Raw genomic sequence first — 13,573 nt, 5'->3', positions numbered from 1 at the left:
GGGGGCGGGCGCTTCTGCCGTTAGCGGCGTGGCCTGAGGGTCGTGATGCCGTGGGCGCCCTCGCCCAGCTTGTCGCGGAGCCAGCCGGGGATGTGCTCCTCCGAACGGGGGAAGCGTTCGAGGTCGAGGGCGTAGGCGGACGGGGTCAGAGGCGGTCTGAACTCGGGTTCGCCGTCGTAGTCGAACTCGGCGCTGAACCGGCCGCCGCGCTCGATGTCCAGCCGCGCGGTGAACCACGCGCCCTGCCCCCGCCGGTACATCACGCGGCGCAGCTCGTCCATCCTGCCGACCGCCTGGCCCGGCGGCATGGCGGCGCGGCTCTCGCCCCCCGCGCCGACCACCTCGAACGAGGCGCTGTCGATGCCCACGGTCGCGCGGAACTCGAATCCGAGCCGTTCCCACCCGCTGGGGGCGGCCGAGCGCAGCGCGCGGACGGCGCCGTTCACCGCTGCCCGCTCCTTGGGAGAGCGCAGCACCTGCTCGGAGTGGGTCACGATCGAACCTCCGGAACCATAGTGGCCACTGCCCCGACCGTACCGATCCGGGGTCCCGCGCCAAGCGACCGCCGCCGTGTCGTGGCGAACCTTGGCTCCGGCAAGGTCTTTTGGACGGATAGGGTCGCCGGGTGGCTGATCAGGGGGCGGTGAAGTACGGGCGGGTGCCCACGCGCGTGCTGCTGTACGGCGAGCCGGAGGGCTGGGGCTACACGGTCGTCGACCAGCACGAGGGCGAACAGCACTTCCCCCTGAGCGGACCGGGCGTCTCCTGGCAGCCTCCAGGGCGGGCCGAACGCGACCCCGAACCCCCGTGGTGGCGGCACCGCCTGGGAGAGACGGCCGAAACCCTGCGCGACCACATCGGACGGGCGCTCACCGACCAGACCTTCCTCGAACTGGGCGCGGAGGCGCAGATCGCATGGTTCGCGGTGGACGACCCCACCTCCTGGGAAGGCCTGGTGACGCTGGGAGACCCCGACCCCGCACGGTTCCCGGGCAAGGTGCCGCCCTTCGTGGTGACCCTGGAGCCTGGACGCGGCGCCGTGCTCCCGAACGCCCACCTCCTCTTCTCGACGCTGGCCTCCGACGCGTGGACGACCCTGAACGCCGTGTCCGAACAGTGCGGCACCCCTGCGCCCAAGGCGTCCTTCCTCTGCGGGTACACCGACCACCGCAGCGTCCGTATCGGCCGGGGCGGTCTCCACGTCTCCACGCTGTGCCTGGAGGACGACACCGAGCGGATAGCCGAGATCCACGGCTCCCTGGGCCCGGGCTGGAGCGGCAACCCGGAACTGCGGCTACGGCTGGACGGCATCGACCTCCTGAACGAACCCGCCGACGATGTCGTCGCGTTGTTCCGCGGCCTCGGCCATGACGTCGCTCCCAAGGGCCGTTACGGCTTCCACGTCCCCGCCATGGGATTGACCCTGCACCGTCCGGACGCCGCCACCGCCGGCAACGGCGGCGGCCCGGCGAATCCCGAGGAGCGCTTCACCGGTGCGTCGCTGAGTTTCCCCAGCACTCCGGCGTTCTGGTTCCTGAACCGCTAACGCCATCCCCGGACGCCCCCAGGCGACGCCACGGCCCCGACACCCACGAGGGACCCGTTCGTCACCTGACCGCAATCCTGGGTCCTTAGGTTCGCGGCCCATGAGAGCCCGTGCGCGTGACACCGCCGCCCTCGCCCTCCTCGTCGCCGGCGGCGTGCCCCTGCTCGTCCACTCCCCCGCCCTCGCCTCCGCTCCGGGCACCCTCGTCGTCGAACGCGACGGCCCCGCACGCACCATTCCGTTCACGGCGGCCCGGGACGGTGAGGCGGTCATCCGGTTCGCCGCGGCCGCTCCCGCCGTCTCCTGGGCCCGCCAGGGCGCCGAATCGGCCGTCCTGGCGATCGACGTGGACGGCCGCCATGTCACCGATCTCGTCGTCCCCGGCCTCGAGGCGGTCCCGCGAAGCCTCGGGCTCGGCCACGTGCGGCAGGGCGAGCACCGGGTGACCCTGCGGTTCCTCAACGCCAGCGCGCCCGCCGCACGGCGCGTCACCCTCGCACGGCCGAAGGTGCACATGCCCACGGCCGACCAGACCGCCCTCCGGCACGCCCCCGTCGTCGTGGGACGAACCGGGTGGCCCTTCGGCGACCCTTACCAGAACGTCCGCACCGACACCCCGCTCATCGCCTGGCACGAGTCACGGCCCGCGGCCACGGCAGGCCACCGCGTCCTGGAGTACTCGGTGGTGTGGAGCAACGAGGACGGCGGCACCGACAGCCCCGCCCTGATGGCCAGGTGGGGGCGCACGACCGACGTGGAGTGGGTCTACCGGGTCGAGGTGGACGAGACCGGCCGCAGGGTCGAAGGGACCGGCGTCTACCAGGGGCCCCAGCACCTGACGCTGAAGTTCACCGGACGCTACGAGGGCGACCATCCCGTCCTGCAGACCTGCACGTCCAACAACAACATGTGCGATGTCATCTCGCCCGGGGCGCCCCTGCGGTTCCTGCCCGACGCCTCCAGGACGCGCCCCGCCGACCGCGCACGCGAGGTCGTCATGGACCGCGAGCCCTGGACGTACCGCGTCATGGCCCAGGAGATGCTGCGCGAGGGACGCGTGGAGAAGCCCTCGGACCCGGACACCCGCGAGGTCGGAAACCCGCGCACCTACCTGTTCGTGGAGCTGGCCAAGAAGACCGGTGGCCCGACCCAGGGTTGGGGCTCGGCCCCAGGGGTGACCCTCGGCGTGCGGCTCAAGGACGACACCTCCCGCCTCTACCGTTCCGACCACGGTGAACGCACCTGGTCGATCGAACGCGACGGACCCGCCGCCACCACGATCGAACTGCCCGCGGGCACCACCGTGGACGACATCGCGGGCATCGAGGCCGTCCGGCAGCCCGTGGGCCTGGGCGACAACGGCGCCCCGGCCACGGTCACCGCACTCCACCGGGGCTTCTTCCTCGGCAGGACCTACCTTCCCCGGCCATCGGCCATCACCTGGAACGGATCCGTCACCCTGACCCCGCAGACCCCGGTGGCGACGCTCTGGCGAAGGTGAAACCCCAAGAATCAGCAAAGCCGACGAAACCGGCAGGCGTTCGCCGAAGTCGATCGAGACCGATCGGAAAGGGTGAACTTCCGGCGCCTCCGGGGAGTCATAGAATTCACCAAAGGTCTCAATTCAGAGCCAGAGCGTTCCGCAACGCCAAGCGGACTCGGAGAGGACACGCGCCATGGCCTACGGGCCTCCCCCGTCGCCCGGCTACGGTCAGCAACCAGGCTGGCAGCAGCCGCCTCCTGGAGGCACGCCCCCCATGCAGGGGCACTACGGCCAGGTGAGTCACGACGACAAGACCTGGGCCCTGATGGCCTACGTCGGCCAGTTCCTGGTGGGCGCGATCGCTCCCGCGGTCGTCTTCTTCGGCAAGGGCCGCTCGGCCTTCGTCCGCCGCCACGCCGCGCAGGGCCTCAACATGGGCCTCGCCGCCATCGCCGTGTGGATCCTCGGAGGGCTGCTCTCCCTGGTCTTCGAGCCGTTCATCTGGCTGCCGCTGGTGTTCACCGCCGCCGTCATGTTCTTCCTGGTGTTCGCGGCCAGGGCGGCCAACCGGGGCGAGTTCCGCCCTGTCCCGTCCGTGGTGGCCTGGCCCCTGTTCAAGACCAGGTGACCCCTTAGCCGGGCCGCACACGCCCCTGCCCAGGCGGGCAGGGGCGAGCGCTCTCAGGCAGCTCAGAGGAACGCGGCCTCAGGACGCCTCGACCTCGACGGGACGGCGCGACCTGTCCTCGCCGTCGTCCAGGGCGTGCTCCTCGACGTCCCGGCACTCCTCCTCCACGTCGCGCCCGCGCCCTTCGGGCCCCGGACGGCGCGCGGGGCCGGGCAGGACCGTCATCGTGCCCGGCTCGCCCGGCGGCTGGTCGAGGCGCACGACGCGGCCCGGATAGGCCCGGGCCGCGATCTCCACGTCCCGCTCGTCCCAGGCGCCGTAGAAGACCGGGCAGCCGTCCCAGAGCTCGACCTTCTCCGCGCCGGTCGGCCAGCGCCGCCCGAAGGAGTCGATGAGGATCGGCTCCTCGCTGCCCGGCAGGTCGGGGCCCGCGGCGTGCGTCGTCACCTGCTCGGACAAGGCGATCATCCTCCTGGGGGCGACCCGGCGCGGCAGCCGGGCGAAGATCTGGTCGGGGGCGATGGAGATCGGGAACGGGCGGGTCAGCGTGCGGGTCTCGCCCCACGCGACACGGGCCTCCTCGGCGTACCGGGCGTCGTCGCCCAGCTCGAACACCACGACCTCGGGCTCGTCGTCGCGGACGTCCACCACCCAGTACGAGGGCACTCCGAACCGCTCGTACAGGGCCTTCTTGGGTCCGAGATCGATCGCGCGCGAGATGTCCGAGGTCACCTCGACGGCCAGCAGCGGCGGCCCCAGCACCGAGCACGCCGACGCCCCGGCACGGTCCTTCCGGAACACCGCGAGATCACAGCGCGCCCAGGTGCCCTCGCCGAGCCGCAGCCCGGCACCCGTCGCCGACCTCTGATCCGCCTTCTCCGCCAGCCCCACCGGCACTACCAGGGCGGCCACGAGAACCTGATGCAGCAACGTGTGGTTCACGACTCCCAGTGTCCTCCCGTGGACACAAGGTCACCGTCACTTTGCCAATTCAAGGGAAACAGCCACGCACCCACCCACGTCCACCTTGTCTGACCAGCGAAAAGACCGGAGACAAGGGGAATGGGCCACCGGCAGCAAAGACCTACAAACCCCTACACGCCCGCCAAAACCCAAGAATCGCGCAAACGGCCCAAACCGTTCAAACAGGCATCCGGGTGCCCCCGCACAGCCCGGTGCCGGGGGGCGGTCGTCCTACTTCTTGCCCTTGTCCGCCGGGGACGCCTCGCCGGTGGACAGGGCGGCGACGAAGGCCTCCTGCGGCACGTCGACCCGGCCGATCGTCTTCATCCGCTTCTTGCCCTCCTTCTGCCTCTCCAGGAGCTTGCGCTTACGGGAGATGTCGCCGCCGTAGCACTTGGCCAGGACGTCCTTGCGGATGGCGCGGATGTTCTCGCGGGCGATGATCCGGGCGCCGATGGCGGCCTGGATCGGCACCTCGTACTGCTGCCGCGGGATCAGTTCCTTGAGCTTGGAGGTCATCATCAGCCCGTACTCGCGGGACTTGTCGCGGTGGACGATCTGGCTGAAGGCGTCCACCGACTCGCCCTGCAGCAGGATGTCGACCTTGACCAGGTCGGACTCCTGCTCGCCGCTGGGCTCGTAGTCGAGCGAGGCGTAGCCCCGCGTGCGCGACTTCAGCTGGTCGAAGAAGTCGAAGATGATCTCCGCGAGGGGCAGCGTGTAGCGGATCTCGACCCGGTCCTCCGACAGGTAGTCCATGCCCAGCAGCACGCCCCGGCGCCCCTGGCACAGCTCCATGATCGCGCCGATGTGCTCGCTGGGGGACAGCAGCGTCGCCTTGACCACCGGCTCGTACACCGTGCCGATCTTGCCCTCGGGGAACTCGCTCGGGTTGGTGACGACGTGCTCGGTGCCGTCCTCCATGACCACCCGGTAGACCACGTTCGGCGCGGTCGAGATCAGCGACAGGCCGAACTCGCGCTCCAGCCGCTCCCGGACGATCTCCATGTGCAGCAGCCCGAGGAAGCCGCAGCGGAACCCGAAGCCCAGCGCGGCCGAGGTCTCCGGCTCGTAGATCAGCGCGGCGTCGTTCAGCCGCAGCTTGTCGAGGGCGTCCCGCAGCTCGGGGTACTGGTCGCCGTCCATCGGGTACAGGCCGGAGAACACCATCGGCTTGGGGTCCTGGTAACCGCCCAGCGCCTCGGGCGCCGCCCGCGAGGCGAGGGTCACGGTGTCGCCGACCCGCGCCTGCCGGACGTCCTTCACCCCCGTGATCAGGTAGCCGACCTCGCCGACGCCCAGGCCCGCCACCGGCTTGGGCTCGGGCGAGATCACCCCGACCTCCAGCGTCTCGTGCGCGGCGCCCGTGGACATCATCAGGCTCTTCTCGCGCCGGGACAGATGCCCGTCCATGATCCGCACGTAGGTGACCACGCCGCGGTAGGTGTCGTAGACCGAGTCGAAGATCAGCGCGCGGGCCGGGCCGTCGGGGTCGCCGACCGGGGCCGGCACCGTCTCGACGATCCGGTTGAGCAGCTCGGGGACGCCCTCCCCGGTCTTGCCGGACACGCGCAGCACGTCCGAGGGGTCGCAGCCGATGATCCCGGCCAGCTCCTCGGCGTACTTGTCGGGCTGCGCCGCGGGCAGGTCGATCTTGTTCAGCACCGGGATCAGGTGCAGGTCGGCCTCGATCGCCAGGTACAGGTTGGCCAGGGTCTGCGCCTCGATGCCCTGCGCCGCGTCCACCAGCAGCACCGCGCCCTCGCACGCCGCCAGCGAGCGCGACACCTCGTAGGAGAAGTCGACGTGCCCGGGGGTGTCGATCAGGTTGAGGACGAAGTCCGTACCGTCCGCGCCGGTCCAGGGGAGCCGCACGGCCTGGCTCTTGATCGTGATCCCGCGCTCGCGCTCGATGTCCATGCGGTCGAGGTACTGCGCGCGCATCTGCCGTTCCTCGACGACCCCCGTGAGCTGCAGCATCCGGTCGGCGAGCGTCGACTTGCCATGGTCGATGTGCGCGATGATGCAGAAGTTGCGGATGATCGCGGGGTCGGTCTTGTTGGGCTCAGGCGCTGGCACCGGGGTCCGTTCGCAAACTCACTGGTGGACAGGGAACGATGGCATGGTCAGCCGTATCCCATGGTCCCATGCCCGGCTCGATGCTCCGTACGCGGGCGGGTTTGGGCCCGTGCCGCGTGATTGGTAGGCTGTGCGACTGCGTGTGGCGTACCGTCGTGCCTCGGGGCACCGTCGCCCCGTCTATCGAACGTTGGAGCCTGCCGCCCGCTGCGCGGCAGGCGAGGATCGCAACCAAGGCTGAGGCACTACGACGTGGCTAACATCAAGTCCCAGATCAAGCGCAACAAGCAGAACGAGAAGGCCCGCCTGCGCAACAAGGCCGTCAAGTCCGAGCTGAAGACGGCGATCCGCAAGTTCCGCGAGGCCGCCGACGCCGGCGAGGTCGAGAAGGCCGTGGTCGCCCAGCGCGACGCCGCCCGCAAGCTCGACAAGGCGGTCAGCAAGGGCGTCATCCACAAGAACCAGGCCGCCAACCGCAAGTCGGCGATCGCCAAGCGCGCCGCCGCGCTCCAGGCCTGAGACAGACTCCTGTACGGCCGGGGCCGCCCCTGAAAGCGACCCCGGCCCACAGTGCTGCTCTTCGTCCCCGCCCGGACTCAATTCCGCGCCGGATCAGCGGCCATGGGTCGCCGCGTAAATGAACTGCTCGCGGGGCCCTTTACGGCTACGGTCATCACCATGGACGAGCGCCGCCTGGTGAAGGTCTCCAAGTACCTCTCCAAACACCTGCGGCACCAGCCCGAGCGCATAGGACTCACTCTCGATCCGGCCGGTTGGACCGACGTCGACGACCTGCTCCGGGCGGCCGCCGCGCACCGCTTCCCCATCACCCGGGACGAGCTCGACCATGTCGTGGCGGCCAACGACAAGCGGCGCTTCGCCTTCGACGACACCGGCGAACGGATCCGCGCGAACCAGGGCCACTCGATCCCGGTCGACCTCGGTCTTCCGGTGACGGAGCCGCCGCCCGTCCTGTACCACGGCACGGCGGGGCCCGCGCTGTCCGAGATCCGCCGCGACGGCCTGCGCCCGATGCGCCGCCACGCCGTCCACCTCTCCCCCGACCGGGAGACCGCGACCCGCGTCGGCGCCCGCCGCGGCCGGCCGGTCATCCTCACGATCGACGCCGCGGGCATGGCCGCCGCGGGCCACGAGTTCCGCGTCAGCACCAACGGCGTCTGGCTCGTCGACATCGTCCCCCCGGAGTTCCTCACCATCCCCTGAACGAACGGACTCGCGATGCGCTTCGAGATCACCGTGGACATCGACGCCCCCATCGAGACGGTCTGGGGCCACCTCGTCGACGTCGAACGCTGGCCTCAGATGACCGAGTCGATCACCCGTGTCGAGCGCCTCGACGACGGCCCGTTCGGAAAGGGCTCGAAGGCCCGAGTCCACCAGCCCAAACTCCCGGCGGCCGTCTGGACGGTCACCGACTTCGATCCCGGCCGCGCCTTCACCTGGGAGTCCCGCAGCGCCGGAGTGGTCACGACGGGCGCTCACATCCTCACCGAGTCCGCCGGCACGGTCTCCGCCCGCCTCACCCTCGACCAGAAGGGCCCCGCCGCCCCCTTGATCGGCCTCCTGTACGGCCGCCTGACCCGCCGCTACGTAACCATGGAAGCCGAAGGCCTGAAAACCATCTCCACCCCCCAAACGTAACCCCACCCCAAAAAGCCCCACGAACGCGCTACCGCAAAGCACACGCACACGGTGCCGGACGGCACGCAGACCTGATGCCGGGAAAGCACGCACACGCGCTACCGCAAGACACGCAGACCTGACAGCCGCAAGGCACACGGACCTGGTGCCCGCCAGGCACGCAGACGTGGCACCCGGAAGGCATGTGGACGTGGCGCCCAGAAGGCACACGGACGTGGCACCCGGAAGGCATGTGGACGTGGCGCCCAGAAGGCACACGGACCTGGTGCCCGCAAGGCATGTGGACGTGGTGCCGGAAGGCACGGGGTGAGAGTGGTAGGAGGGGGTCGGCGGGCGGTCAGCGGGATTGGCGGGCGGCGACGATGTCGGCGACCGTTTTCTCCAGGGCGTAGGCGGGGTCGGCGGCGCCTCCCTTGACCTGGGCGTCCGCCTCGGCGACGGCGCTGAGGGCGCGGGCCACGCCGTCTCCCGACCAGCCCCGCAGCTGCCGCTGCACCCGGTCGATCTTCCAGGGCGGCATGCCGAGATCCTTGGCGAGGGCCGCGCCCCGGGCTCCTCGCGGGGCTCCGCCGACCTTGGCCAGGCCTCGAACGCCCTGGGCGAGCGCGCTCACGATCAGCACCGGTGCGACGCCGGTCGCCAATGCCCAGCGCAGTTGTTCGAGCGCCTCGGCCAGTTGCCCCTCGATCGCCTTGTCGGCGACGGTGAACCCGCTGACCTCGGCCCGCCCCCGGTAGTACCGGGCGACGGCCGCGTCGTCGACCTTGCCCCCGGTGTCGGCGACCAGCTGGCTGCAGGCACCGGCCAGTTCCCGCAGGTCGTTGCCCACAGCGTCGAGCAGGCTGCGGGCCCCGTCCGGCGAGATCTTCCCTCCGGCGCGCCGGATCTCGCCGCGCACGAAGTCGATCCGCTCCCCCACCTTGGTGACCTTGGGGCACGACACCTTCCGCGCACCGGCCTTGGACAGGCCGTCCACCAGCGCCTTGCCCTTGGCCCCGCCGTGGTGGACGGCGACCAGCGCGACATCCTCCGCGGGCCGCTTGGCGTATGCGAGAACCTCGGCGGTGAGGTCCTTACCCAGGTCCTGGCCTGAGCGCAGGACGAGGACCTTGCCGCCGCCGAACAGGGAGGGGGAGGTCAGCTCGGCCAGCCGGCCGGGTTCGAGCCCGCCCGGCCCCAGGTCGATCACCTCGGTCTCGGGGTCCTCGGCGCGCGCGGAAGCGACGATGTCACCGATCGCCCGTTCCACGAGCAGTTCTTCGTCTCCCACGATCAGGGTGATGGCATCAGCTGGCACCCCAGCAGCATGCCACGCCGCGCTCCCTGTTCACGCCCTCGCCGCCGACCGGGCATCGTTTCAGCGGCGGGTGACCACGGACAGGCCGGTCGCGGTCCGGACGACGGCTATGTCTCCGCTCTGGTCGGTGCGGTGGATGCGGGCGCCCTGGGTGCGGAGCAGGGCGAGCGTGGGCGGGGACGGATGGCCATAGTCGTTCTCCTTTCCGGCGGAGATGATGGAGATCGAGGGGCGGGCGGCGGCGAAGAAGGCCGGATCCTGGCTGCGCGAGCCGTGGTGCGGGACCTTCAGGACGTGGACGGGCGGCACGCTCGGGGCCAGTGCCCGCTGGGCGTCGATCTCCGCGTCGCCTGCCAGGAGTGCGCTGAAGCCGGGGCTTCGGGCGACGAGCACGATGCTCGCGTTGTTCATCTCGGTGCCGTCGTCGGACGGGGACAGCCGGGGCGTGGCCGGGGGCGGGCCCAGGACCGTCAGGCTGAGCCGTCCGATGTCCCAGCGTTGCCCGGCCAGGGCAGGCCGTACGGTCAGGCCCCTCGTATAGCGGGCTTCGCGACCGAACCCGGAAGGCGTGATCAGTGCCATGCGGACGGTCCTGCCGCGTCTCACGCCCGCGGTGCCGCCGATGTGGTCGGCGTGCGGGTGGGTGAGGACCAGTATGGAGATCTCCTTCACGCCGAGACGTTTCAGGCAGCCGTCGACGGGCCGGGGGTCTGAGCCGGTGTCGACGACGACGCCGCTGCCCGTCCCGCTGGCGAGGACCAGGGCGTCGCCCTGACCGACATCGCAGGCGACCATGGCCCAGCCGGGCGGCGGCCATCCCGGGGCGGCCACGCGGAGGGCGATGACGGCGATCATCACTCCGGCCATGACGGCGACGGCGATCAGGCGCAGCCGGCGGCTCCGCAGGACGAGTAACGCCACGGCGGCGGCGATGATCAGGCTCGCCGCGCCCAGGCCTCCGCCGCGCCACGGGATGGTCGCGTACGGGAGGTCCGCCGCGGTCCGGGCGATGCCCGCGATCCAGCCGACCGCGAACCCGGCAGGCCAGACCAGGAGCCGGGCCGGCGGCATCGCGACGAGGGCGACGACCGCCGCGAGGGCGCCCAGCAGCGTGGCGGGGGCGACGGCGGGAGCCGCCAGCAGGTTGGCGACGATGGCGATCACTCCCACCTCTCCTGAGAGCATGACCAGTACCGGGGCGACGGCGACCTGCGCTGCGGCGGCGACCGCGAGGGCGTCGGCGATGGGGCCTGGGACGCGGGTCCTGAGCCGTTCCCGCCACGGAGGCGCGAGGAGCAGGAGTCCCGCCGTGGCGAGCACCGACAGGATGAAGCCGTACGAGCGGGCCAGGGCCGGATCGATGAGCACCAGGATCAGCACGGCGGCGCCGAGCGCGGGTAGCCCTTGGCGGCGCCGGCCGGTCACCAGGGCGAGCAGTCCGACGAGGCCCATGACCGTGGCCCGCAGGACGCTCGGCTCAGGCCGTGCCACCACGACGAACGCCAGGACGGCCGCCACCGCGAGGACCGGTGCGTGGAACCGCCCCAGCCCGGCGAGCCTGCAGAGCCCCAGGACCGCCCCGATGATGATCGCCAGGTTGGCCCCGGAGACGACCAGCAGGTGGGCCAGGCCCGAGGTGCGGAAGTCCTCCGCCAGTTCGGGGGTGAGCCGCGAAGTGTCGCCCACGACCATGCCGGGGAGGACGCCCCGCTGGTCGGGCGGCAGCCGCTCCGTCGCCTGGCGCAGGCGCGCCCGTACCGTCTCGGCGGCGCGCTGCACGGCCGAGGGGCCGCCGAGCGTGGCCGGCGGGCCACGGACGAACACGGTGGCCGCCAGTAACTCGGCCCGCCGGGGCGGCGCCGCACGTCCGTTCAGCCGCACCCGCTGGCTGGGCAGCAGCCCGAGCCAGCGCCGGTCGTCCGCGATCAGGAGCACCGGCACGCGGACGTGGATCCGGCGGTCGCGGACAATGACCGCCTCGACTCTGGCCCGCGCCAGGATGGTCGGGCGGCCGGGCCGGACCACCGCCTGCGGTTCCGTGGTCAGCACGGCCTCGACGATGGCGTGCGCGTGGTCGCCGGCCAACTCTCGTACCGGGCCCGAGCCCACTGCGGAGGCGCGCAGGCCCACCGCCGCGGACGACGCCGCGACGCAGGCGAGCATCACGCCCGCCACGAGACGCCCCGAGCGCCCACGCATTCCCGACGCGAGGCTTCTGCCAAACCCGTGCAGCCTGCGCCTGATGTCGAGCGCTGGGGTATTTCCCCCTCTCCAGGAACTGGACTCTTGCGCGCGACGATTCGGCGGAGGGGCCGGGTGCCTGCCCGTCGTGTCGGAGGGCCGCGCCCACTTGTGCCACAGCGCCGGGCGTCGTGGGTAAAGGAGCGCCAAAGCCGCCACACCTGACACCACCGAGACCGTGAACACCACGACCGGCGACGCGCCAAGCGTGAGGGCGGCGGCCAGCCACGTCGCCAGGGCAGGCCCGACCAGGCGCAGATCATGCTTCGGAGGCTCGTCCTGTGTCATACGCGCACCAGGCTTCTGAGATCGGCGAAACGCCTGGAGCCGATGCCGGACACCTCCTGGAGCTGATCCACGGAACGGAAGGCGCCGTGTTGCGTGCGATAGTCGACGATGCGCTGAGCCAGCACCGGACCGACCCCCGGAAGTTGGTCGAGCTGTTCGACCGTCGCCGAGTTGAGGTCGAGCGGCCCCGCCGTTCCGGGCGCGGCTGCGCCGGAGGACGGCGAGGGGTTGGTGGGTCCAGCCGCTTGGGCGGGTTGCGGGGCGCGTACACCAACGGGGATCTGCTCGCCGTCGACCAACTTCCGGGCGAGGTTGAGGGATCCCGTCGCGGCGCCCGGCCGGACTCCACCGGTGGCTTTGATCGCGTCGGCCACGCGGGAGCCGCTCGGGAGGCTGACCACACCGGGGCGCCGCACCTTGCCGTACACATGGACGACGACCTGCGAACCCTGGGACGCGGGCACGGACGTGGGCGGCGCCGAGGCCAGCGACGGCCCCGCCGCCTGTTCCGGCACGGGTACCGGTTGGGGCTGGGGACGCGCCATCCAGAAGTAGGCGCCAGCAGCAAACGCCGCGACGACCCCGCAGATGACCAGCACGCGCGCTCCGGGAATCCCTGGGTCGAGCCGGTCCCGTCCGAAGGAACCACGGGCGCTTCCAGGAGGCTCCGCTCTCTCCTCTCGTCCCTCGGCCTCCAGGAAATGTGCCTCTTCCCAGTGTCTGACCCCAAGTCGCTGGCCCAGGCGCGACGACGATCTCGTCCGCACTCGCTCATCGGACGATGGCGGCTCCAGCAGGCCAACACCGCCTGTCGCCTCGTTCGACGGCCCCTGCGCCTCCGAACGACTCCACGGCCGTGGGCGGCGCCCTCGATCCTTGGTCTGCTCCTCAACCATCGAAGATCGCCGCAGCGGCCAAGGTCTTGAAGAAGAGCGCGAAACCGCCTCGCTCAACGCCACCGGCTCACCGGAAAGCCCCGGAGTTTCCGCGCCTTCCCCCAGCCGGTCATGCCGCCGAGCCGAGACAGCCGTCGGCGAGGGGCTCGACTCCCCTGACGGCACATCCAGAACTTCGGCGGACTGCGGCGCCCGCGACACGCCCTGGCCGCTCCGGTGGGTCTGCCACTCCTCCGAAGGGGCCTGCGACCCGCCCAAGGAAGACCGCGACACGTCCGACCGGGCCCCTGGCACGTCCGGACCGAATTGCGGCACGTCCAACTGAGCCTCCGGCACATCCAGAGCCGAACCGGACTGCACCCCGCCCGGAGAAGGTCGCGACCAACGCGACTGCGACACGTCCAGACGAGACTCCAACACCTCCGAACGCGACGGCACCGGATCCCGGAAGGGCTCCGAACCCTCGGGTCGGGGCCGCAGCGCACCTGAA

12 protein-coding genes are annotated in these 13,573 nt (G+C 71.3%); 6 read left to right on the top strand and 6 right to left on the bottom strand.

The genetic code is table 11. The features are described from left to right. Positions 1–20: 20 nt before the first annotated feature. Complete coding sequence (locus ACZ466_RS34835; protein WP_378288920.1) at positions 21–494, bottom strand: antitoxin YezG family protein; 474 nt, start codon at positions 492–494, stop codon at positions 21–23. Positions 495–625: 131 nt separating this feature from the next. Here ACZ466_RS34835 and ACZ466_RS34830 point away from each other — a divergent pair, with 131 nt between their 5' ends. The 3 genes from ACZ466_RS34830 (at position 626) to ACZ466_RS34820 (ending at position 3,657) form a co-directional block, all read left to right on the top strand. After that, complete coding sequence (locus ACZ466_RS34830) at positions 626–1,546, top strand: hypothetical protein (RefSeq protein WP_378288922.1); 921 nt, start codon at positions 626–628, stop codon at positions 1,544–1,546. A gap of 100 nt (positions 1,547–1,646) precedes the next feature. Beyond that, on the top strand, positions 1,647–3,047 hold the full coding sequence (locus ACZ466_RS34825) for a hypothetical protein (RefSeq protein WP_378288924.1): 1,401 nt from the start codon (positions 1,647–1,649) through the stop codon (positions 3,045–3,047). Between the two features lie 256 nt (positions 3,048–3,303). Further along, on the top strand, positions 3,304–3,657 hold the full coding sequence (locus ACZ466_RS34820) for a DUF4870 domain-containing protein (RefSeq protein WP_378288926.1): 354 nt from the start codon (positions 3,304–3,306) through the stop codon (positions 3,655–3,657). 78 nt (positions 3,658–3,735) lie between these two features. Here ACZ466_RS34820 and ACZ466_RS34815 read toward each other — a convergent pair whose 3' ends face one another. Together ACZ466_RS34815 and lepA are read right to left on the bottom strand one after the other, a co-directional pair. After that, entirely contained in the window at positions 3,736–4,599 is an 864-nt protein-coding gene (locus ACZ466_RS34815; RefSeq protein ID WP_378288928.1) for a Uma2 family endonuclease, read from the bottom strand. A gap of 252 nt (positions 4,600–4,851) precedes the next feature. Further along, positions 4,852–6,699, bottom strand: coding sequence for a translation elongation factor 4 (lepA, locus tag ACZ466_RS34810; RefSeq protein WP_378288930.1), 1,848 nt, complete (start codon positions 6,697–6,699; stop codon positions 4,852–4,854). 252 nt (positions 6,700–6,951) lie between these two features. On the opposite strand from lepA, the gene rpsT reads away from it, so the two are divergent. The 3 genes from rpsT (at position 6,952) to ACZ466_RS34795 (ending at position 8,361) form a co-directional block, all read left to right on the top strand. Next, on the top strand, positions 6,952–7,218 hold the full coding sequence (gene rpsT / locus ACZ466_RS34805; protein ID WP_378288932.1) for a 30S ribosomal protein S20: 267 nt from the start codon (positions 6,952–6,954) through the stop codon (positions 7,216–7,218). Between the two features lie 159 nt (positions 7,219–7,377). Next, on the top strand, positions 7,378–7,923 hold the full coding sequence (locus ACZ466_RS34800; RefSeq protein ID WP_378288934.1) for an RNA 2'-phosphotransferase: 546 nt from the start codon (positions 7,378–7,380) through the stop codon (positions 7,921–7,923). A 15-nt stretch (positions 7,924–7,938) separates the two neighbouring features. Beyond that, positions 7,939–8,361, top strand: coding sequence for an SRPBCC family protein (locus ACZ466_RS34795; RefSeq protein ID WP_378288936.1), 423 nt, complete (start codon positions 7,939–7,941; stop codon positions 8,359–8,361). Positions 8,362–8,698: 337 nt separating this feature from the next. Here the strand turns inward: ACZ466_RS34795 and holA are convergent, their stop codons facing one another. The 3 genes from holA to ACZ466_RS34780 form a co-directional block, all read right to left on the bottom strand. Beyond that, complete coding sequence (gene holA, locus ACZ466_RS34790; protein ID WP_378288938.1) at positions 8,699–9,658, bottom strand: DNA polymerase III subunit delta; 960 nt, start codon at positions 9,656–9,658, stop codon at positions 8,699–8,701. 60 nt (positions 9,659–9,718) lie between these two features. Continuing rightward, positions 9,719–11,821, bottom strand: a complete 2,103-nt coding sequence (locus ACZ466_RS34785) for a DNA internalization-related competence protein ComEC/Rec2 (RefSeq protein WP_378288970.1) — start codon at positions 11,819–11,821, stop codon at positions 9,719–9,721. Positions 11,822–12,183: 362 nt separating this feature from the next. Next, positions 12,184–12,786: a ComEA family DNA-binding protein gene (locus tag ACZ466_RS34780; RefSeq protein WP_378288940.1), complete on the bottom strand. Its 603-nt coding sequence runs from the start codon at positions 12,784–12,786 to the stop codon at positions 12,184–12,186. Between the last annotated feature and the right edge of the window lie 787 nt (positions 12,787–13,573).

It is taken from the genome of Actinomadura rugatobispora, from assembly GCF_055379765.1.
Note: the sequence above shows the minus strand (reverse complement) of the source record. Positions and strands in the feature narration are given on the sequence as shown.